General features: G+C 56.0%; 17 protein-coding genes and 4 pseudogenes. 16 read left to right on the forward strand and 5 right to left on the reverse strand.

Annotated elements, in window-relative coordinates:
• A pseudogene (locus WS46_RS35705) lies at positions 1–776 on the reverse strand (hypothetical protein); the annotation flags it as partial.
• Positions 777–1,445: 669 nt separating this feature from the next.
• Between WS46_RS35705 and WS46_RS35710 the strand changes: the two are divergent.
• Positions 1,446–2,132, forward strand: a complete 687-nt coding sequence (locus tag WS46_RS35710) for a hypothetical protein (protein WP_156437359.1) — start codon at positions 1,446–1,448, stop codon at positions 2,130–2,132.
• A gap of 132 nt (positions 2,133–2,264) precedes the next feature.
• A pseudogene (locus WS46_RS36615) lies at positions 2,265–2,374 on the forward strand (RNA-guided endonuclease TnpB family protein); the annotation flags it as partial.
• 180 nt (positions 2,375–2,554) lie between these two features.
• On the opposite strand, the gene WS46_RS29495 reads toward WS46_RS36615, so the two are convergent.
• On the reverse strand, positions 2,555–2,740 hold the full coding sequence (locus tag WS46_RS29495) for a hypothetical protein (protein WP_059530911.1): 186 nt from the start codon (positions 2,738–2,740) through the stop codon (positions 2,555–2,557).
• Positions 2,741–2,855: 115 nt separating this feature from the next.
• On the opposite strand from WS46_RS29495, the gene WS46_RS29500 reads away from it, so the two are divergent.
• On the forward strand, positions 2,856–3,143 hold the full coding sequence (locus WS46_RS29500; RefSeq protein ID WP_059530914.1) for a hypothetical protein: 288 nt from the start codon (positions 2,856–2,858) through the stop codon (positions 3,141–3,143).
• 27 nt (positions 3,144–3,170) lie between these two features.
• A complete protein-coding gene (locus WS46_RS35715; RefSeq protein WP_156437358.1) occupies positions 3,171–3,476 on the forward strand; it encodes a hypothetical protein in 306 nt (101 codons plus the stop codon).
• A 629-nt stretch (positions 3,477–4,105) separates the two neighbouring features.
• On the opposite strand, the gene WS46_RS29505 is transcribed toward WS46_RS35715, so the two are convergent.
• On the reverse strand, positions 4,106–5,011 hold the full coding sequence (locus tag WS46_RS29505) for a LysM peptidoglycan-binding domain-containing protein (RefSeq protein ID WP_059530917.1): 906 nt from the start codon (positions 5,009–5,011) through the stop codon (positions 4,106–4,108).
• Positions 5,012–6,347: 1,336 nt separating this feature from the next.
• Here WS46_RS29505 and WS46_RS29510 point away from each other — a divergent pair.
• The 10 genes and pseudogenes from WS46_RS29510 (at position 6,348) to WS46_RS36170 (ending at position 16,026) form a co-directional block, all read left to right on the forward strand.
• Positions 6,348–7,298 (forward strand): N-acetylmuramoyl-L-alanine amidase-like domain-containing protein, encoded by a 951-nt coding sequence (locus tag WS46_RS29510; protein ID WP_156437294.1) that lies wholly within the window; start codon positions 6,348–6,350, stop codon positions 7,296–7,298.
• An 82-nt stretch (positions 7,299–7,380) separates the two neighbouring features.
• Positions 7,381–7,788: pseudogene (locus tag WS46_RS36620) on the forward strand (IS5/IS1182 family transposase); the annotation flags it as partial.
• Between the two features lie 377 nt (positions 7,789–8,165).
• The gene (locus WS46_RS29515; RefSeq protein ID WP_059531025.1) at positions 8,166–9,239 is read left to right on the forward strand and encodes a D-alanine--D-alanine ligase; all 1,074 of its coding nucleotides are present in this window, start codon (positions 8,166–8,168) and stop codon (positions 9,237–9,239) included.
• Positions 9,240–9,252: 13 nt separating this feature from the next.
• A complete protein-coding gene (locus WS46_RS29520) occupies positions 9,253–10,053 on the forward strand; it encodes an aspartate/glutamate racemase family protein (protein ID WP_059530920.1) in 801 nt (266 codons plus the stop codon).
• Positions 9,971–10,813: a hypothetical protein gene (locus tag WS46_RS29525; protein WP_156437295.1), complete on the forward strand. Its 843-nt coding sequence runs from the start codon at positions 9,971–9,973 to the stop codon at positions 10,811–10,813. Before WS46_RS29520 ends, WS46_RS29525 begins: the two co-directional genes overlap by 83 nt.
• Before the next feature lie 5 nt (positions 10,814–10,818).
• Positions 10,819–11,436: a C39 family peptidase gene (locus WS46_RS29530; RefSeq protein ID WP_063888599.1), complete on the forward strand. Its 618-nt coding sequence runs from the start codon at positions 10,819–10,821 to the stop codon at positions 11,434–11,436.
• 208 nt (positions 11,437–11,644) lie between these two features.
• The gene (locus tag WS46_RS29535) at positions 11,645–13,243 is read left to right on the forward strand and encodes a DUF2957 domain-containing protein (protein ID WP_059530926.1); all 1,599 of its coding nucleotides are present in this window, start codon (positions 11,645–11,647) and stop codon (positions 13,241–13,243) included.
• 58 nt (positions 13,244–13,301) lie between these two features.
• A complete protein-coding gene (locus WS46_RS29540; protein ID WP_059530929.1) occupies positions 13,302–14,552 on the forward strand; it encodes a DUF2957 domain-containing protein in 1,251 nt (416 codons plus the stop codon).
• A 31-nt stretch (positions 14,553–14,583) separates the two neighbouring features.
• On the forward strand, positions 14,584–15,408 hold the full coding sequence (locus WS46_RS29545; protein ID WP_059530932.1) for an OmpW family protein: 825 nt from the start codon (positions 14,584–14,586) through the stop codon (positions 15,406–15,408).
• Positions 15,409–15,522: 114 nt separating this feature from the next.
• Positions 15,523–16,026: an activator protein gene (locus tag WS46_RS36170; RefSeq protein ID WP_082722038.1), complete on the forward strand. Its 504-nt coding sequence runs from the start codon at positions 15,523–15,525 to the stop codon at positions 16,024–16,026.
• A 119-nt stretch (positions 16,027–16,145) separates the two neighbouring features.
• Here the strand turns inward: WS46_RS36170 and WS46_RS29555 are convergent, their stop codons facing one another.
• Positions 16,146–16,481: a hypothetical protein gene (locus WS46_RS29555; protein WP_179949198.1), complete on the reverse strand. Its 336-nt coding sequence runs from the start codon at positions 16,479–16,481 to the stop codon at positions 16,146–16,148.
• A 148-nt stretch (positions 16,482–16,629) separates the two neighbouring features.
• The gene (locus WS46_RS35725) at positions 16,630–17,532 is read right to left on the reverse strand and encodes a hypothetical protein (RefSeq protein WP_156437296.1); all 903 of its coding nucleotides are present in this window, start codon (positions 17,530–17,532) and stop codon (positions 16,630–16,632) included.
• A gap of 343 nt (positions 17,533–17,875) precedes the next feature.
• Here WS46_RS35725 and WS46_RS29560 point away from each other — a divergent pair.
• Together WS46_RS29560 and WS46_RS29565 are read left to right on the forward strand one after the other, a co-directional pair.
• Positions 17,876–18,706: pseudogene (locus WS46_RS29560) on the forward strand (IS3 family transposase); the annotation flags it as partial.
• A gap of 601 nt (positions 18,707–19,307) precedes the next feature.
• Positions 19,308–19,787 carry a hypothetical protein gene (locus WS46_RS29565; RefSeq protein ID WP_059692740.1) on the forward strand — a complete coding sequence of 160 codons (480 nt, stop codon included), beginning with the start codon at positions 19,308–19,310 and terminating at the stop codon, positions 19,785–19,787.
• The last annotated feature ends 1,084 nt before the right edge of the window (positions 19,788–20,871 follow it).

A 20,871-nucleotide genomic window follows, 5' to 3' on the forward strand; every position in this document is an offset into this window, starting at 1 on the left:
CTTTGCGCGCCGCGGATCGGTTGCGAGCCTCGCTCACGCTGTCGATAGCGAGGAAACGGCGGGCGCGCGACCGGCGCTGATGACAGACGGTTCTCCATTGGCGTCGGGCGCGAAAACGATCCGTAGCCGGATTCTGGAAGAATCTTATCGAACAGTCGGCAAGAATGTTCGCCACCTTGAACCAAACAGGAGGAATTGAGGTGCGACTTGCCATGACTGTTTCCAAGGGCGTTCGAGTAGCCGTTTCGAACCTTCTCAACCAACCACCACCGACGCGCGCGTCCGCCCCCCTTGCCCGTTCGCTCCAAAGCGTGAGCCGTGCGCCCAACACGGACCCGGCCGCACTGCGCCCATCGCAGGCAGGCAGGCGCTCGCCCGTGGCGGGGTGGAGCAAAGAAAAGCGGCCCGATCACGCGTGGGCACGCTCGTTCATCCATGATTTCGTGGGCGTCAATCGACGCATTGCCGAGTTCGAAACGGGCACGGCGTTCGCTCGCCCGTAAGGCCCCACACGTCGGTCGAGCGGACGCTTGATCGCCGGGTGCCGCGCCCGGCAGCCTCGCGATCGGCACCATTGCCCGTAGCGATGCACCCTGTGTGGTCCCGAACCAGAATCCCAATACTGGCGCGGTTTCGCGCGCAAAGTACATCAGCAGGCCGCCCGCTGTTGCTGCAACGGTCGGATCCTCCAGCGTACCGTTTGCCACCCCGGTGATCACCCGGAACACGATCACGACCGTCGACGCCACGAGCGCCAGGCTCAGCGTCGGTCGCATCCAGTCCTGCGACTGCTGCGCGGCCAGCTTGCGCGCTGTCCCGATCGACTGCCTCGGCGGCATCGGCCTGCAGGCGATGCTGTTCGACCGTCACGATCAGCTGTTGCAGCAGCCACTCGCGTTCGATTGCAATTCCTACAGTTTCAGCAGGGCGTCCGGATCGCTGGTCAGCGCCGTCGATACCGCATCCGGCGTGTGCCGGTACCGAGGGCACCGACCGCCCCACCTGCGGGGCCACCAAGCAGCGTGCCGATCACTGTCGCCGCCTGGCCGACCGCCGAAGCGATGTCTTTCCAGTCCATTCATTCCTCCCTGATTTTCGGCCGCACCCGGCTTCTCGACTCAACCACGAAGCAATTACGGGTGCCGCCAAAAACTTGGTCGCAAGGTAGACACACTGGCGCCTACCGCCGGGTACCTGCCCACTCGCCCACCATCTCGCCACTGATCTCGTCGTCAGCGACAAACATCGTTACAGCCTTGCTCGACTAGCGACTGAGAACCTTGAAGCTAGTGCAAGCCAGCGCACAGACATAGCCTTATGGCCGCTTTCTGAAAGCATATTCACGGATTTTTGAAACACAATCAACCATTAAAGATGTCGAAATGTTTTCACGACCCGACAATATCTTCGCCGCTTCATCCAATCAATTGTGATCATACACAGCCATGTTTAATATTCGCAACGCCATTTTGCACTTTCGCGCGACCCAACTCAATCATTCCACCGCCAGTGCACAACTCGCATTGCGCCTTGGCAATCGTGGATCAATTGTACAAGCGCTGATCCACATCGTGAACAAGGGCCAGGCAAGCAAGTCAGGAGAACTTTCTTCGCTCGGGGGCGTTAAGCAACGTCAAATCATGTATGCCAAACTGGAAGATGCCCTAGGCCTCGTCAGGAATTCCGGGGGACCGCCGAATATTCCAGCGGCGGACTATCTCAGGTTTTCTCCCAACACCAAGGACAATGAAGGGAATGCCCCATGTCAACGAAAGCGGTACGCTGGAGGAGTAGAGTTTCCTGACGCAACCGATCTTATTACACAGATGCGTAATGAGTATTCCAACTGCGTTGAAGAATTCAACCCAGGTTCCTACGAACAGAGGGATATCTGGACCTGTGTACGCAGCTCGGAGGAGACGCGAGAACTCGCCGAGGCTTTGCTCAAGATCCATCCGGAATTTGATCCGGAGGCGATTACCCAACAGCCTTGGACGCTCGAAGAACTTAGGTCGAACCGACATGAACAAGTAGGTGCTTGCGAAGCTCGCAAAAACGAGGGTCACGAGGAATTGTCGCTCGATCTACTCAAGCAGATTTTATGGCCGTCGAACTCGGCAGGGGAAGGCTAGCGCCGCGAGTTAGAAATTCATCAGTTGCTCCGAGAAGCCTTGCCTTTCCTCAAGGGGACTTCCTTCGGGGCGCATGGCGGGGAGGAAAGGAGTGCCGTTGACAAACGGCACTCAAACGGTAGCGTGATAGGCATGATCCTTGTCTACCGGTCCGGGTGAAATCGCTCAACGGACAGCTGAACCAACAGAGCCGTGTGGTGAACTACGTGTGGAACTTCTGCACCGACACACAGAGGCACGCACGCGTGTGACGGCTCTGCAAACTGGCTGACGACATGGTCAGCGCCATCGCATCCGATCCACCAGGAAATGCCCAGCACCTCGCCTGGTAGACTTTACGCAATCCCATAGCCGGATACCTTTCGTTCATTGGTATTGTTGCGATCGGCACCGTCCGCCGGCAATGCGACCTACACCAACGCTCACGCCAATTCATGCGGCACCGGCAGCCAGCGCACGAACTCCGCCATGTAATGCACCATCCACATCGCCATCCACGCGGCAACCAGACCACCGAACAGCAGAACAGCAATCGTCCCCGCATTGATTACCGCATTGCCGAACCGGCTTCGAACCTTCCCTACTGCTGTGCCTCTCAGTTTCGACATTTTCCCCACTCACTTTCAAAAATCGATCGCATCTTCCATCACTCGTTGGAGCCGCAGCGTGACCGTGCAAGAATTAAAATTCTCACCATTTTAGCCACCACACCATGAGGTTCGCATGACCAGCGATCTACGGAAGATGACCACTGATCAGCAACTCGATGTACTTTTCGGGCTGCATTTCGCAACGGCAGCCGCCTTGAGAGCCCTGATCTCCAACAGTCCGAACAAGGACGTGTTTCTCTCCGCCTTTGAGCTCGAACTCGCAAAAGAACTCGCCGAAGTCATCAAAACATCCCGATCGGAACTCACTGCCACCGCTGTCGCTGACTACGCAGCCATCCTGCAGAAATCGGCCGCGAAGTGTTCATCCTCGTCGTCACACACTCACCACAAACGATATTGATCGTGGTTTGCACATCGGGGTTTAAACATGACTACCTCAGTCCTTGGCATCGTCTGGTACGAAGAATCTGAATACGAACGCTGCAAAGCTTCATTCATCGACGGTGACGCGTTAGAAGGCTCGTGGGCGCAATGGAAGAAACGAGCGGACGAAATTCGTAACGAACTCGTTAAAGACGGCTTCGTGGTGATCCAGGTGCGGATCAATCCCGACACTTTCCCGGCTTGGTGTGTCTCCCAAGGGGTGCAACCAGACCACAACGCACGTACCGCCTTCGCCACTGTCGAAGCCTGCCGTGCAGTGGCCGGGCAGCACATTGGTCCCCTCGCATGACCATAGAACGGAAAATCCCTGATTGAATCCGCTCCGCAACGACGGCACGACCGGATTCCGCCGTGCCTTGCGCATACTTCCGCAATCCAAAGCGTGCGTCGCCTGATCGCAACGGCGCACCCGTGCGGAGGCGCCCCGATTGGTCGGAACCGGTTAGCTTGAATGGCCCCCGACTTAGGCGACGCGTTTAACCCTTTACCCACCCGGTCGATTTCAGTCATAGACCGTCGGCCAACGCGTGGACGCACACCCGGTGTTTTCCATGCGTGACAGGGCAGCGCGCCGCCCTACTTGCACGACATCGCGATGGTCGCCCGTCCGCCTCAGAATGCCGTCGGTAGCCAACGCCTCGAGCGCTGACAGATACAATGCACCGTCTCAACCGTGACATGCCCCGTCTCGTGTGCCTCGTCGAGTGCGGCCAGACAGTCCAATGTGTTGCGGATGGTTCATGCGACCTCCTTAAACCATCTCCAAATTTGAAACCGCCCCTCCTCCGAAATGTTCGCCGTGAACCTTGCTTGCTGGCAACGCATTACATACCGCCTAGCACGTGAGGCTTGATGTCCAGTCAGGCGGCAAGTCTCACGTCGGGCGGCCGACCGCGTCGTCAGAATCACAGGTCCGTGTCACTGGCCGCTACGAGTGCGCTCCGTACGCGCTCCGCCCTCTGCAGCCAATGGAAATCTCCTTCGGCTCCTCTGATATAGCGCCGCCTCCATCTCTTCCAGAAGCCGACGTGCCTCCGGATGATGAATGCCGTGTTTGTCAATGGCGCGCGACACTGACAGCACACCGGCCTCTATGCCTTCACGAACCGGACCATTGATCGCCGTTCGTTGCAGCATCAACCTCGGCTGTTCACCTCCGATGCCATGCTCGTCCGCAATCTTGTAGCAAGACTCCCCCGCCTTGACCCGCTCCCCTGCCCTGCCCATGACAGCGATGTTCTCCAAAACAAAGAGACTTTCACTCTCGCGAATGCCATATTGACTCGCCACCTTATCGCAACGGTCTCCGTGCCTCACGCGCATGCCTGCGAGGCCACCGATCGACATGCGTTCAAGCAAGAGACGGGACGACTGCTGACGCAGCCCAAATTTCTGCGCAATTGTCTCGCAATTCTGGCCGCGACGGGCTTGCTTCCCTGCTGAACCTAGCGCAACTGATCGACGCTCGAGTTCGGCCACGGCCTCAGTCATTGTCACTTGATGCTGGCGAGCAACCAATTCGCACGATTCATTTTCTTCCACGCGCCTTCCTGCATGGCCCGGAATCGCCTCCCATTCCAATGCCAGCCGCGCGTCCTGGCTCTTGATTTGGTACTGCTGCGCTACGTCGCCGCACGGCGTTCCGTCTCTCACCGCCGTTGACGCCGGGCCATTGCAGGCGACAAGAATTTCCACATATTCCAACACTTCCGGGTCACGCAGTCCGAGTTCGCCTGCAATGTCGTGTGTCGCGTCACCTGCCGCCACGCGACGCGCTACGTCGGCACTTTCCGCAGCGATAATTTCCAGCTTGAGCCCTGCCAAACGCGATCCAACACCAAATCTACGCCTGATCTCATCGCATGAATCACCTTGCCTGACTCGCTCCCCCGCAGGCCCTTCTACAGAAAGCAGTTCCAAATCCACCCGATCAGCCTCCTGGCGAATGCCACAATCTTCCGCCACAACCTCGCATGATGCACCCTCTTTGACGCGTCGCGCCGCTTCGTTCCATCGAGGATTGGCAGACACCCTTTCATCACGCGTTCCGCACGACGATGTGCCAGTCTGGGTCATTGGCATTGCCATCCTACGCCTCGGAATGGCAATTGCTAACTCGCTGGCCCCGGCAGATCCGAAATCCGGGAATGACAAAGCTCGAATAGGTGCATTCACAACCCTCTTGAGCCTCAACGGGATTTCGACTGCTCCGGCACTCGAATGACCTTGCACGGCTTCATTCGAAGTCCGCGAAGAGATGAGTGAGCATTTTCTAGTGAAACGATTAACGGGTATCATTTCCATCACCTCAGAATGAGGAAAGGTATACTACATGCGAATATCCAGGCTACTTCAAAAAACCGTCTTACCCTATCGCGATCACCCCTACAACTACAGCGCATATTTTTAAGCACATCTATCATGTTTCGCCCTCATTTCACGAGTACCTCCAAAGCCTGACCTGGGGTTTTCCCTGCAAGGCGGGACACTTTGGCACTGTTAAATTAATGATGCGGCGGCCCACCGGAACTCCCGAGGCGAGCGGTATTTCAGTGCTTTATGTGAGTTGCCCCGAGAGCCCACCAGTTTGGAAACGCCAATCAACCCATTTGCACCAACGCTCAAACCCACAAGCCGGCATGCGCTTAAGCAAATGTAAAACTTCTACAAATTGGCTTCAAAGGGGTTGCGTGGTCCGACAAAGGTATTACGGCAGCAGCCGATTTTGTGGCATGGGCATGGAAATTATCCACCAGCGTGCGGCGGAAGCCCTGAGGGATGGTATGAAAGTCGCCTCCTCGCCGGCGGGATCGAAGTAACCTTGTCCTCGCCAGGCATCCCTTGCGGCTCGCCGCTCAGCGCGCCATTCCTTTTCGAATACCGCGGGACCGAGATACACGAGCGTAGAATGCAACAAATGAGCACCGCAGAAGTGCAACCAATCAAATACTGTGCGCGCCGTCGATGCACACAAATCAATGTCTCCAAAAAAGCAGAAATATTAAAGCCTCACCGAGACGAACATGTCTCAATGTAAAATATTCTCGCGATTTCATGCCTTCACCTGCCCGTCCGGAGTGGACCATGATCTTTCTAGATAATCAAAAAACGACATACCGAGTATCAAAAATCAGTCAATCAACCTATTTAAGGATTGCGAATGAACCCCGCATGTGCGAGCGCAACGATCCCCCAATCGCTCCTGATCCAACGCGAGGCCAAACCAGCAGGCACGGATATCGTGTCGCTATTGCGAGCAAACATGACAAATATCACTAACGCGCCCGCCCAGTTTGGTACAAAAGAGAACGCTCGGCCCGACGTCGTGACTCAGATCGTTTCGAGACCAAATGCCGTGCCCTCGCCCAAGATAGACGAGCATACGTCCAGGATGCTTGACGCACTGCTTGTAGATCCTGCCGATCGCGCGCAAGAGGATACCGGACAGAGCATCGGCCGGATTTCGGGCACTTTTCTCGGCACGCCGTATGGCCCCGGCACGCTAATTGGTTCGGCTACATTGCCAGAAGAACTGGTAGTCAATTTCTTGAGCATGGACTGTTTTACTTTTCTCGAGTATGTAGAGGCACTCCGGAGATCCATCACAAAGGAGAGCTTCATCTTGAGACTTATCGAAACCCGCTACGTTAGAAACGAAGTCAATTTTCTGCGCCGCAAGCACTTCTTCACCGATTGGGCTCACGTGACACACCCGATTGCGGACGACGTCGCCGGTAATGTGAGTAAACATTCACAAACGACCGAAAAAAAACTCAACCAGAAAGACATCGACGAAACATACATCCCGGGATTACCCGTGGTGGAACGCCCTGTCACATACATCCCTGCCAGGTTCATCGACCTTGACGTCGTCGAGCGACTGCAAACCGGGGATTACATCGGAATTTATGCACCACAGGCCGGGCTGGACGTTTCCCACGTCGGAATTTTCGTCGTGACTGATCACGGGCCAATGCTACGCCACACGTCCTCGATTGAGCATCGGGTCTCCGATTCACCTTTTATCGAGTACGTAGAGAAAAAAACCGGCATCGTGGTACTTCGCCCCCACCACGATTTCGCTTTAAGGCGAGGATATTCACAAACCTGAGGCGTCATGTGGGTGTTAGGTGACATTGCACTCCTGGAAAAAGAATCCCATGCTGACCTACATACGCATGGATCATTTTGCCGATCTTCTCGACCACATTCCCCCTAGCATGGCAATCGAAGCCATCGGTGGCGATGGCACCTGCGACACCAGGCCGTGCCATGCGCAGATTACAGCGAGCGGCGCTGTCCGGTCGATTCCACAGTGTGAAGGTCCCGACGTCGTGGCTAGACAAACGCCTGGCGCAGCTTGACGCAATGCCGCAATCAACGCTATCTCAAAAAGCATCAGCCGTACATGGAGGCAAGCGAGAGGCTACCACCAGCGCTCGCTAGCCGAGACCTCAATGTGACGGCTCAAGATCTTCACGAGCGCCTTCGTATGGGCTCGCGTGAGCGGCTCTCAAGCGACGACCGAAGTATCGATTCGTGCAGGTGTGCTCAATCGCATGGCGGCACACCCTCGAGAGCAATCCGTCCATATCGCCTGAGATCGAAAACGTGAGGTTCACCCTGCCCTCAGGAGCGATTTATGCAAAACCACCGATTAACCCGCCGATGCTCCCCTTCAATTGAAAAATTTTACAAATCGGCACCAAATACACCTTCGCTCATAGAAATCAATCAAGAAACATCACGCAGTTGGATATTTTTCGACACCATATTCCGATTCCGAAGGCTATTTCACCACCATTCAGCATATTCATTCGCTCACTCATCAACTCGAACATCTCAACGATCGCGACCATCACCCGAAATAGTTTATTGACACCTCGATCTCATGCCACTAGCCTTTCCGTACTCCAGCCGCTTGTCTAACAAACATTACTGCATAACCAAGATGCACCTCCAACACAAAGGAAGACTTATGCCAATCAATAACAAAATTTCAATTATCTTTGGTGGCAAATCCCCCGAACACAAAGCGTCACTCGAATCATTTCGACATGTCCGGGATGTCATTCAGTCCAGTCCTTCACTCGATATAGATTGCATTTACTACGTCAACCGAGACAACAAGGTAGTCATTGCACCCTATCGCGCCGAAGAAACGGTCGAGGACTATGCGTGGAAGACAGGCGCAGTACCCTACTGGAGAGCTTTGGAACAAATGGCCGCCAGGAAGACATACGTTTTAAATCTCCTGCATGGCAACTATGGCGAGGATGGACATATTCAAGGCGCGGCCTCCATGATGTCCATCCCCGGCAGCTTCGGCCCGGTCTTGCCAGCCAGCCTTTCCATGAGCAAAGCTCATATGAGCCAGTATGTGGCCAAAGTTCACCCTTTGGCAAAGATGCCACGAACCCTGATCCTGTCCGAAGAAGATCAAACCCCTGCCAGCAACCAGATCGAGGAAACATTTCACGGGTGTAACATCGTGTTGAAGCCTAATTCGCTGGGAGCATCGTTATTCACGAATCGCTATCAGGTGGATAATTACAGCATCAGCGAGATACAGGATAACCTCGACACAATCTTCGAATTCGATCGCCATGCATTGGCTCAAGATTATATTGCAGGAGACGAATATTCGGTAGGATGCATCCAGTTCAACGGGGTCGTGACGGCATTACCCGTGGTGAAAATCAAGACCGCTGGCAACTTCTTTGGTCATGAGCAAAAGCATCGACTCGGAAAAGCCAAGAAGACAGTCATTACGGATGACGTAGAGATCACACGAACAATGAAACAACTATCCCGCGACATTTTTGAAAGCGTCGGATTCAAAAATATGTGCCGCTTTGACTTTATCGTCACACCTCACGGCGATATCGTTTTTCTTGAGGCGAATCCGATCCCAGGATTGATGCGGAACAGTATTTTCCCAAAAATGCTCGAGGCCGCCAATATCTCGCTGGACGATGTGATTTTACAATTTCGCGAAAATTACTTCAGCGAACCAGGGAAAAAGAGCTACGCCAATTATTACATCGAGTAAAGGAGGTACGTACATGAATCGACTCGGATTGATCGGAGGGGTGAGCTGGGTATCGACCATGGAGTATTATCGCCGGCTGAATTTGCGCGTCCAGCAGGGCGACGGGTCACACACATCGGCCGACCTGGTAATGGTCAGCCTCAACTTCAAGGCTATCCTGACCTGTCAGAAGACCGGTGATGAAGATGGCGAGTATGCGATCCTCGCAGACGCCGCCCACATCATCGAACAAGCCGGCGCAAGCAAACTGCTCATCTGCTCGAATACAACTAGCCGTACTTGCGACCGTCTGCAGACGCATTTCAATCTCGAGGTCGTCAACATCATCGATTCGACCTTGGCACACATCCGGCGATGTGGCTACACGCGGGTGGGTCTGCTAGGAACAAGGTATGTCATGGAGGACACCTTTTATCGAAAGCGACTCGAGGATGCCGGCATCGAAGTCGTCACCCCCAAATGCGTTGACCGCAACGCGATTCATAACATTATTTATCAGGAACTGTGCCGTGGAATATTTTCGCCGATCTCGCGAGAGATTTTTGAGAATGTCATCAAGCAATTCGCGCAATCTGGCATGGATGCCGTGATTTTGGGCTGCACCGAGATTCCGCTCGTTTTTCCGCATCTTCCCTCTCATGGCGGCATCGCCATCATTGACTCGATCGACGCGCACCTCGACGCGGCGGTAGGTATCTCATCCCAATACATCCCGCACAAGGAACCCGACTTTGGACTGGCGTCAAACTCTGTGTTTCCTGGCGATCCTCGCGCTCGTCACTGTCCGGACCCTATTGCTCAAACGGGCGGTTGACTATGTTTCCCCCGACACAACAGCCTTCCTGGCCGGCGCTGGCACCCTTGTCAGTATTGCCGCGTGGGGCGGGGGGTATGTTGCATTTCACCACGTGCCGGTGTTCTCGTTCGATCGTGTCGGCGTACTTGTCGGTTTGCTAAAGGGGATATTGCTGGCATGCCTGATGCTCACTCACCAGCGATTGATTGGCCGAAGTCTGTCCGTCACCATCTATGCCTTTCCTATCGCGGTCGGTCTCATCGCCGTAATCGAAGCACGTTGCTTCGACACCTCGTTGTCGCCCGGCGCAATTGGCGCAATCGGCATACTGTTTGTTTCCGGGCTTGCGTTTTGCCACTATGGTCACTTGTCCACCATGACGCTGACCGACAAGCGGCGCTTCGCCCAGCTGATCCTGCTCATCGTCGCCTTTGGCGTATGCGACAAGATCGGCATCCCGAAAATAGGCTGGCCGTCGTACTTGCTTTTCACCGGAGTCGGAACCATCGCCGTCACATGGCCCGCACGGTATCGTCTGGCAGATCAATCGGTCCGCACAGCACTGTTCATTGGTGGGGTTTGGGCATTACCGGAACTGTTTTTCAACTATGCGCTTCAGGCATGGTTGCCGGTCGCCTACGGCTATTTGGCCATCGCCCTTCGCGTTCCCGTCCTGATGGTCATATCAGCACGAACCTACGGTGAGGGAAAAATGCGAGAACAACTTGTATTTGGTCTGATGGCGATGGCTGGCGTGGCCATGCTTTTCGTACGGTGAACAAAATGATAAAAATCGTCCCATATTTTTCGCAGTGGGAATCCAGATCCCTCGTCGGCAAGTTTCTTACGCGTGATATCTTGCCCGAAGACGACCCGCTATGGTATCAATCCGGCGCAGCAAGCGCCGCCGAGTATGCCCGGTGGAGTCCGAACATCTGCGGCATGGCATGCCTCAAAATGCTCCTGGCTTACCGCCTCAATATCACCGTGCCCCTGCTATACCTCGTCCGAGAAGCAGTCAAATTCGGCGTCTATCGCCCCGAACTTGGGGACAGCGGCATGCGGCTACTATACGCCCCCTTCGTCAACTGGGTGAACACACGCTACGCGCTAAATGCCGAAGTAGTCGAACGCACCCGCGCGATAGCAGTCGAGCCGTTGCTACGGACCGGCCACGTGCTAATCGCCTCGGTCCATCCGTCGATTCGACATGCGCCGACCATCACACCATCGGCGCGGGGTGGCCATCTGGTTCTAGCATTCGATGTCGATCGTCAATCCGACGAATGGGTATTTCACAATCCGTCCGGACTATCTGTCGAAACGCAGGAAAACGTCCGCTTGCCTCGACTTATATTTGAGCAATTCTTTGCCAATCGAGGCATTTTGATCGCCCCATAGCAAATGCCACCACGGGGCGATCCCCCCGCCAATGGCAGACTTGATCGCGCCGCGTAGCGAATTCTGACCTGATCTGTCGCATCGGTCAGGCGGTACCTATGGTGCCCAATCCTTCGCAAGAATGTACCCAACGCGATCGACGACTTGGCATTCCGCGTAGTCACAGGGGACGACCAGGTAGCGTCTGACAATTCATGGAGTCTAAACCATGATTCGTATAACTACATTTTTCAATCTTATCGTGGCAAGTGTCGTGGCTGCGATCCCATTCTTTTCGGGATGCGGCGGATCAGACGATCCCGGCCCAATCAGCGTACCTCAATGCAGCGGCGGGAATTGCCCGCCAAGCGGAGACGACACGACACCGCCGGTTCAGACGAGCCTATGTCCCGAAGCCCTTGACTACACAACGGAGTACACAGGTGGTTCGGGAAGTGGTGAGTATGTGAAGGTGCGATTCGATACTACAAAAAACACCTATCGGATGCAGTTTGTCGCGTCATCGGTGCCGACATCGCCCGGCCAGATCAATGCAACACGGGCCGGCCTCACCATCGAAGGCGCGTTCCATCATCCGACCAATCTGCCGACTGCCGAACAGAACCGATGCGCCTTTGTGCTTGACAGCGGCGCAACGCAAGATGGGCTCTACGCTGCTCACATCGATCATCGTGATCCTCCCATGCTGTTCGTCGGCCAAGGTGTGGTGGGAGGTGGCATACCCGGTGCGTCGATCCAGTTCAACGGTATCGAAATCCAACCTGATGTCATGATCGGTGCCGTGCCCATGCGGACATTTGACTTCTTCCCTTTCATTGGGTTCTCGGAAACCGAAACGGATTTTGCAAAGATTGCAGGAACTTACAACGAAGTCGGCTTGCATCTGTCGCCGACCGGCACCAGCTACCAAACCGCACAGCCGCAAGGCTGGCAGCCCGATGTTGTGAACTGGATCGAAACGTTCACCCCAGACGGAACGTGCACGCCCACGCCTGGCAGCGACTACTCGTGCCGAACGACCGGTACCGCATGGACCCTGCGTCGACGTATCGACGGCTCGGCTGATAACGTGTTTGTCAGTGAGGCCCAGCCAGGCCAACCATACGCTCTAGCCGGCCAGGGTCAACCGCTCGTCGTGAATAGCCCGAGCCAGGCGCACGGGATCATGATTGTCGGAAAATTGAAAGGCATGCGGATACCCATTGTCATTCGTGTCGGCTACTCGCATGTCCAACCGAATGACCCGCTCGGTTCCGTGGCAGATGCTGAAGTGGGTCTCTCGCTGCTGACGCCGGCACAGACCGTCGCACCCGGCGCGCTCAAAGGCGGCTTTATCGGTGCGACGAGCGCCTCGGCATGCGGCGTAGTCGCATACGACGGAGTGAGCGGCGCCCCAGCGCAAAGCGGTACAGCGTTTGACGGCACGAAACCACATCCGAATTTGCCGGGCAACTACAACGGCACATTCTTCCTGCCCGCTGCCGGCAATTGCACGGACGGCTCGGCCGTCTCGACATTGGAGACGAACTATACGTCGACGCTGTTTCAGGGTACGACAGCTGCGTTCATCGATCCGCAAACGTCAACCGAAACAGGCATGTTCTCGCTTGACTACTCGCAGTTGACACCGGGCAAGATCAAGGTGACGGCAATGCGTGACTTCAATGCCAAGAACGCCAACGGCAATGTATCGATCATCCATCAGGGTGATACCGGTTGGGCGGTCGAAATCGGCAGCGTCTATGCCATGGTCGTCAATGACAACCACGTCAACCCGTTCTTCACCGTCGGAGCATTCGTTCAGTAACGATCCGACATGATGTGTGACACGACATGTCCCCCACCTCCCAGTCAAAAGGATCTCCATGATCAAAAGACAATGGATTGCCGCAAGCCTATTCGCGCCGATGCTTGCGTCTTGTGGTGGTGCGGACGATCCACCTCCGACGCCGAGCGTCCCGCTTTGCGCGCAGCAAATCGATTACGGTACCGCATTCTTCGGCGGCTCGGGCTCGGGCGAACTCGTCAAGGTCCAGCTCGACACCACGAAGTTGACCTATCGGATCACCTACCTCGCGTCACCGGTGCCAGCGACGACGGGTACCGTGTCACCGACTCGCGACACCACACCCAATAATGTGTTGAGCGGCACGTTGACTGATGAGACCGCACTGCCTACGCAAAAGCTGAATCAATGCACGTTCCGACTCAATGCTGCCAGCCTCGATCCCGCACGACCAGCGCGTTTGTTTCTCGGGAAGGGCGTGCTGGGCGGTACGATTCCAGGCGCGACGATCCAATTCGACGGTGTCATTGGTGTCGGCCAAATCCCGAAGACAACATTCCCGTACTATCCGTTCATCAGTTTCTCACAACTAGAAACCGACCCATCAAAAATCGCAGGTTCATACAACCAGCTCGGCTACCACCAAGTGCCGTCACAGCGCTTCGCCTCGGTACCCGTCGATCAGTCTATGACGATTCACGCTGATGGCAGCTATGTCGAGACCGATAACCTCGGAATTAAGAACGGAGGCGTACCGCTCGCATCGTCGGCGACGGTTAACCAAAAGTTCGTACTGCGCGTCGACGCGCCCGTATTTCAGTCGCTGAACTACCAGCCGCAGATTCCTGCGACGCTCGTATCGGTGGCCCCAATCAAGGCCGGGCGCGCCATCCTGATCGTCGGCAAGCTGCACAATCAGCTCGTGCCGGTCTTCATCCGCACCGGCTCCGCCAACGCAGACCTCACTCAAGGGGCACCATTCTCGGACGATGAATCGGGCATCTCGATTCTGAGTCCGCGCAATGCGATCGCACCAGGCTCTCAAGACGGCGAGTACACAGGCGTCGACAGTCAGTTCGACTATCGCGCAACCGCTCTCGTTGGCGCACAGGCAACGCTGCTTGATCCATTCCATGCTTCGCAGGCCGGGCTCGCTCTGGCGCTTGATCTCGACTTCACGCAACAGGTACCGGGCCTGGTCACGTCTAGGCACGCGGATGCACCGGGTCCGTCGACCGGCAAGTTCGTGTTCACGGGGGGTGTATTCGGCTTCCTCGACACGAGCATCGCTGGCAATCCATATTTCACGATCGGTGCATTCGTGCAGTAACGCCTGCAAACGCAACCTGCGAGAATATTTCATGAAGAAACTGTTTGCCGCCGGTATCTCCGCTACGATTCCGATGCTTGCATCCGCTCAGCAGGCGGGCGACAACGTCGCGACACTTGGCTGGCTGCACGTGATGCCGCAGGGATCCGGCGGGCCATTCACGACCGATGTCGTGAACGCACCGATCAACGGTCCGCTACGGCTGCCGGGTTCATTCACGTCGCCCGGTACCGGCCTGGCCGTCAACAATGCGGACACGGTGGGTCTCACGCTCACGCGTTTCTTGACCGATCACATCGCGGTAACGTCGGTGCTCGGTCTGCCGCCGGAATTCGCGCTGACCGGGCATGGTGTCATTCGGCCATTCGGGCCGAGCGGCTCGCTCGGTAATGTCGACCTCGACAAACTGTCGAATCAACCAGCAGTAAAGAACGTGCGGCAGTGGAGTCCGGCGGTAATTCTGCAGTATTACTTCAACGCGCCAAATGCGCGTTTCAGACCATTCGTCGGGATTGGCGTTGCCTACAGCTGGTTCACGAACATCGAACTGAACAGCAACTTCGCGCACGACGTGGCCGAGAATCTCGGCAGCGTATTGGCCGCAGGCGCTGGCAAATCGGGACCAACGTCAGTCGAGGCGAAGGCGAAACCATCATTCACACCGGTTTACAACATCGGTGCGAGCTATGCGATCAATAACCACTGGGCGCTGACTGCAACACTATCGTACATGCCGCTCAAGACCTATGCATCGACGATCATCAAGGCGGCGGACGGCTCGACGCTCGCGACCACGCGAACCAAGCTCAGGGCGGATCCGCTGATCACGTTTATTGGCGTTTCCTACAAATTCTGACCCTCCGGGTGCCCGACGCCTGCTCTGTTGAGTTCCTCGCAGCCAGCAAACTTATTCGTTTTGCACGCTGCCCTTACGGCAATTCGCCGCCATTCATCAAAAGAGGCTAGTACTATGAAGACTCGCAAGCTCGTTTCACTTGTCACTGTGCTCGCACTGTCGCCCGCACTTGCCACACCTGCATCCGCCGTGGTTGTCACTCGTGCAGACGGTCAGCCGATGAATCCCAATGGTGAACCTTTTTCTGCATCTGGGATATCAACCCTCAGCAAGTCGACGATCAGCGCAAACTGCACGGCAACGTTCAATGGCACGATCACGGCAACTGGCATCGTAACGATCACGTCGACGCAGTTCACCGGCGACGGAACTTGTAAGTTGATCTCGGGCACCGCATCAAGTACATCTCCATGGACGGGACAAGCTGACAGTGCGAGGCAATTGTCAATCAATAACGCCAATGTAAATGTGGAACTGCTTGGGCCCTGTGGGCCGAGCAAGGTTGTGACGGAGTGGAGCAATCCGAACTCGTCACTGACATTCAACAACGCGGTGCTGACACCAGATTGCAAGGTGAGCGGCACGATATCGACATCACCCAAGTTCCACGTGCAATAACGATCCACACTCGCTCTACGCGTTACGGTGCCGGGCGTGTTCAAGCACGCCCCGGTACCGTCCTTGGGACCGTGCAAGGACGGGCCGACATGAGCCCATGTTAGGACACGTCCGTGTCATCACGTCTGCAAGCTCGACCGGATCATTTGATTCATCACGCACACCGTATGAAGTACGGCAAACGTCTGCGCCTGCGTGACCTTGGATGTCATCGCTCGATGCTGCATTCTAGGCGATTTCGTTAGAACGGGGAGGCGCCCTCCTGCCCATCGATATGCTGCCGGACTAGAATCATCCACGCGCGACATGTAACCCTCATCGATCAGCGCGCTTATCCTGCCACGTATCGCGCGCTCGGACATCTCCAGTGCCGATGCGATATCCGCTACCGTCATGCCATTTTTTCCCGCTCTTTGCTTCACGAAATCGCAAATATCCCAGTTCTGTTGGTTCATGTTCTTTCTCCATTTTTGCAGAATCACATCACGAATAGACTCGTAAATATCGGGAAACGTTCCGCAAACCACGATGACATATATGCAACTGACACCCGCAAAGACAGATCGCGCAACAAGCCCTGCCACCGCGAGAGCCATGCCCCAATCAGCCGACAAACCGGCACCTCACGAATCCTCCACGTTGACAGGCGACACTAGTCTCGCATTGATTCGCACTACTAAATGAAGCAACGTCATTCATCGGCGGGTCGATGCATCCCATGCGCACGGTAGTCGAACCGAAAACGTATGCATGATACTTACTCTCTCGATTAACGAAAGTCGGGCGCTCCATCAGCTGCGCCTCTTTCATTCTCGCTAGCGGCCTTGCGGTATGTCGGCTCAGACAGCCTCGACGTTCATATTTAACCTCTAAGATCCACTGACTGACGAGCTTCAGATCGGAGGCTAAAGAATTTAAACCGTTTCCACACCACTCGAGGCAGCGATCATGTTCCTCGTTCAATGGATCGTTGATTGTGACAAGAAAATCGACATAACAAAAATGCACCACCAACCTCCTCTGGCTTGCTGGCGCCCTGTCCGTCCAGGCATACGAGCCAACACAGTTCCGGATGGGACGCGAGCGCATTCTCGATCTTGATCCGATGCTACCAATTGCACCGTAATCGCATATGAAGGTGAACGATTTCAGCATCCCCAGCGTCTTCGCCAGCCTGATCAAAACCTCGTCCGCCATCGGTGGATCACTCAAGAGGTCAAACTCATCCGGGTCACCGTAGTTGGTATCGTCGCAGATGAATTCACGCGCACGACCGCCTTCCCGGCACATCGCCAGCAACAGCACGACGCACAGCCTATCTGAAATTCTGCATGCCCGCGCCGTGCGTTCCCACTGCCCACTCAAGCCCGCCAACAATTCGGCGAGTTCCAAATACGATGTTCCGGAACTCGACAACGGCGTTCGAGCGAGTGTTAGATCTGACGCAGAAGGCGCAACTTCGTGAAAGCCAGAATCGGAATTGCGTGCAGCATTTTCGGCACGCATCAGAATTTCCGCCGACTGACGAAAGGGCACTGCATTCCTTGATGCCGTGCCTGCACGCGCTACTTTTACGCGAAAATGAAAACCACAAAAATGCATTCCTGATTCGTGACAATTGGGAGCGTATTCTTCGCGACGCGGACGTGGAAGACTTTGGCGGCTTTATGATCTGAAGTATCCCGATACGACCGCTGCTTTCACGGGCTACTGCTGGCATAGCGCTCCCTTATCCAACCTCATGCTCCGTTACGGAACCTGAATTGTCGCGCGCCACGTTGCATCTCGCTTGCCGAGAACGCTCAATTGAGACTTCGCTCACGTGCTACCGACCGTTTGTACGCGGCACCCAACGGGCCAGCGCGAAGCGCTAGAAGTTCTGACTCGGCGGGGTCCCTCGCAACGTAAGGCATGTTGCTAACTGCGGCTGGGGCGCCGGGCGGCCACCTATACGCTCAAGCAACCAAAGAGGGGGCGGAGCCTGGGCGAGCAGCTGATGTCGGCCTCGTAGGAAGTGCCGCACTTCGGTTACGGGCGAATGTCGACCTGGCTGGCGATGGGCAAATCGCGCGTGTGGCGCATGTGGCAGGCCTTGCAGCTCAACATTCCGCGACGGCACCCTCGCCGTCGTCGTTGTGACAACGACATTCGCCAACCCGGTGCGACACAGCCCAATTCGGTATGGAGCTACGACTTTGTGCACGACCAGTTGGTGGATGAGCGGGCATTGAAGATGCTTTGCGTGATCGATGAATACACCCGCGAGTGCCTGGCGATCGAAGTCGGCGCCGGCTTACAGTCGCAGGATGTGATCTTGACGCTGTCGCGACTGATGCGGTTGTACGGCAAACCCGCGTTCGTTAGGTCTAGCTACGGCGCTCAATTTACCGCTGCCAAGGTCATGCGCTGGCTGCGATACGCTGCAATCGGTCCGGCCTTCATCGCGGCTGGCAGTCCGTGGCAAAACGGGTTCGTCGAGAGCTTCAACGGCAAGCTGCGTGACGAATTGCTGAACCGGGAATGGTTCCGCAGTCGTGCCGACGCAAAGGTGCTCATCGAACGCTAGCGGCAGTTCCACAACGAGCGCCGGCCCCATAGCGCGCATTACTATCAACCTCCCGCCACGGTCCGTCAAGCCTGGCTGGATTCCGATAATATCGACGCGAGACTCACTGCCTGATTGATCACAGAATTTCGCCGCAGGTCAAGGTCACGCTGAACCGCATGACTTACATCTATCCCGAAGTATCGTCCAAGGAGCGCATCGTTGTTCGCATATCGGCGCTGGCGAACCAGTCCACCCGCCCCATGCGTTGCCACGCCGCACGATCGATTGTGGCATCGTCACCCTCGGGGGGGCGATTACCCGGATCGTCGAATCCCCCCCAAAAATCAGCCGAGTCCGATCAAACTTTATCGACATTCCGATTCAAACGAACTCGGGCCGCTGCCAATATTCGTTCGCGGGCGGCCATTCTCGACTGCCCGCTCTTCTGGCCCTCCTGATCGCCCGCCTGTCGGGCAGTGTTTTTTCGCCAGCTTTTGGGTCCTCCCTTCTTGCACCTCCAGGACCGCAACGCACGGAAGGCCGTGGATGACCTCCACGGAGGGCCCACCCACATGATGGCGATACATGTCTCGGCACGACACCACCGGTTTCGCGGCGCCTGGCGGCCCGCATCGGAGATGGCATACCTCCATCTGAGGCTGCCGACGCGGGAAAGCAGCCCGTTGAGGGTATCGGACACCTGGATGGCTGGCGTTATTGACTCGAGGAAATCATGCGGCATGCTGGCGATGTCTGCCCAAAGATCTCTCGTGCCCAACTGTGCGCCGCTTTGCATGGCGTGCTCGGTGGCGGATTGGCGGCCTTCCTGGTGCACACGGTCTTGTCATGGAGACCCTCCCTCGCGATCGGCAGCCTCGCATTGATCGCCTTCATGGCAGGCTTAATGCTTCGCGGCTCGGCCGATACACCGCCAGCTGATGCCGGACATCGTCCTTCGGATGACCTGCACGCTCTGAAAGCGCGCGTGCCCCAATGGTTCGTGCCCATCGTCCTCGTCTTCTGCCTGACTACCGATCTCGCCATTGACACAGCGGCCGGGAATTGGAGTCCGCTGATCGCCGGCATCCAGGCCGTCTATCGCCTATTCGATGCGCTGCCGATCGACCATGGCGCCCCAAGCCCGGCGCCGCGCACTCCCGCGGCGCGTCCGTCGCAGTCTCGCAATCGTCAGCCCCGATTCGTCCGGATCTGATTGACACTGCCGGCGCCGCCGATTTCAATCCCGGTCGCATGAACGATGTGGGTAGGGCCCCAAGGCGCCTGTTCTGCCTCAGGCTACGCACCAAATCAGCCAATTCCGACGCCGAATACTCGAATTTCCGATGTTCGACACCCGGCTCGCCGCACATCATACGCCTGCGGGTCGCTCCTTTTCCGGCCTGCGAGTCGTAACTACGTTGGGGGATCTGCCGCCCGGAACATCGGGCGGCGCTACTACCCCCGGTCACGGACTCTCGATCTCGGCTCGGAATGACTGCTCTCCGTTTCCCATTGGTGGGCAATCTCTGCCAATGGCCCTCTCTCTTCCCGAAATTCCGCCTTGTAAACGGCAAAATTGCGCACACCGTCACTTTCCTGAAAAAGGTCACAAAATGGCATTTCAGCGTTCGGACGGAAAAAGCTTTGACTTCCTCACTGACTCCACCAATCCCCGAATACGGCGCAGCATGCGGAAAGGCCAGCCACATCATCTCGTCCTTGGTCTCTAGCAGGTGTTTGGAAGATAAGCTTTACTTACGCCTCGACCCGTTCACAGTGTTCAGAACAGCGATCATGGTGACAGATAGAAGAGCTTCAAGTCCTCCTTCCGGGCCATTACGAAATCCCGGATCCGTTTGTCTTTAAATGAGGGCTTATCCGCAGCGAGCCTCGAGCGACAGATAAAATCCAGAAACACGTCGGCAGTGACGGCTCATCGATCTCGAAGTTGTCAGCGAATGCGGCGACAGGCCAATACCTGTGCACACCTGGATCGTCACGTCGGACGCGCGCCGCAAACGAAAAAAGCAACGAGGCGTAAAGTTGAAAGTGAAATTCCGATCGTACTACTGAGGCCGAATGGCCCAGTTTGCGCCCATTGCGCGCGCGTTTGGATCGTGAACATCGAATTCTTGAGTGACCGTATCACACAACTCGCCGTTTATCACACGCTGTACCGCAATGCTGCTTTGGTCTTCAACGACAGCTTATCCCAAGTGAAATGTAAGCGTGGAGCCGATACCGTGTTGACGGCGTGAGTTACCGGTTTCCCCAACGATTGGAAGCCATGCGTAGCA

Source organism: Burkholderia sp. RF4-BP95, assembly GCF_001521985.1.
Taxonomy (GTDB): Bacteria; Pseudomonadota; Gammaproteobacteria; order Burkholderiales; family Burkholderiaceae; genus Burkholderia; species Burkholderia diffusa.

Bases quoted from the DNA above. Each gene is read 5' to 3' on its own strand.
- WS46_RS29540 (WP_059530929.1), top strand. From the start codon at position 13,302: ATGATCAAAAGACAATGGATTGCCGCAAGCCTATTCGCGCCGATGCTT.
- WS46_RS29495 (WP_059530911.1), bottom strand. From the start codon at position 2,740: ATGTCGAAACTGAGAGGCACAGCAGTAGGGAAGGTTCGAAGCCGGTTC.
- WS46_RS35715 (WP_156437358.1), top strand. From the start codon at position 3,171: ATGACTACCTCAGTCCTTGGCATCGTCTGGTACGAAGAATCTGAATAC.
- WS46_RS35710 (WP_156437359.1), top strand. From the start codon at position 1,446: ATGTTTAATATTCGCAACGCCATTTTGCACTTTCGCGCGACCCAACTC.
- WS46_RS29520 (WP_059530920.1), top strand. From the start codon at position 9,253: ATGAATCGACTCGGATTGATCGGAGGGGTGAGCTGGGTATCGACCATG.
- WS46_RS29545 (WP_059530932.1), top strand. From the start codon at position 14,584: ATGAAGAAACTGTTTGCCGCCGGTATCTCCGCTACGATTCCGATGCTT.
- WS46_RS29515 (WP_059531025.1), top strand. From the start codon at position 8,166: ATGCCAATCAATAACAAAATTTCAATTATCTTTGGTGGCAAATCCCCC.
- WS46_RS29535 (WP_059530926.1), top strand. From the start codon at position 11,645: ATGATTCGTATAACTACATTTTTCAATCTTATCGTGGCAAGTGTCGTG.
- WS46_RS29565 (WP_059692740.1), top strand. From the start codon at position 19,308: ATGCGGCATGCTGGCGATGTCTGCCCAAAGATCTCTCGTGCCCAACTG.
- WS46_RS29530 (WP_063888599.1), top strand. From the start codon at position 10,819: ATGATAAAAATCGTCCCATATTTTTCGCAGTGGGAATCCAGATCCCTC.
- WS46_RS29555 (WP_179949198.1), bottom strand. From the start codon at position 16,481: ATGAACCAACAGAACTGGGATATTTGCGATTTCGTGAAGCAAAGAGCG.
- WS46_RS29500 (WP_059530914.1), top strand. From the start codon at position 2,856: ATGACCAGCGATCTACGGAAGATGACCACTGATCAGCAACTCGATGTA.
- WS46_RS29510 (WP_156437294.1), top strand. From the start codon at position 6,348: ATGAACCCCGCATGTGCGAGCGCAACGATCCCCCAATCGCTCCTGATC.
- WS46_RS35725 (WP_156437296.1), bottom strand. From the start codon at position 17,532: ATGCGTGCCGAAAATGCTGCACGCAATTCCGATTCTGGCTTTCACGAA.
- WS46_RS36170 (WP_082722038.1), top strand. From the start codon at position 15,523: ATGAAGACTCGCAAGCTCGTTTCACTTGTCACTGTGCTCGCACTGTCG.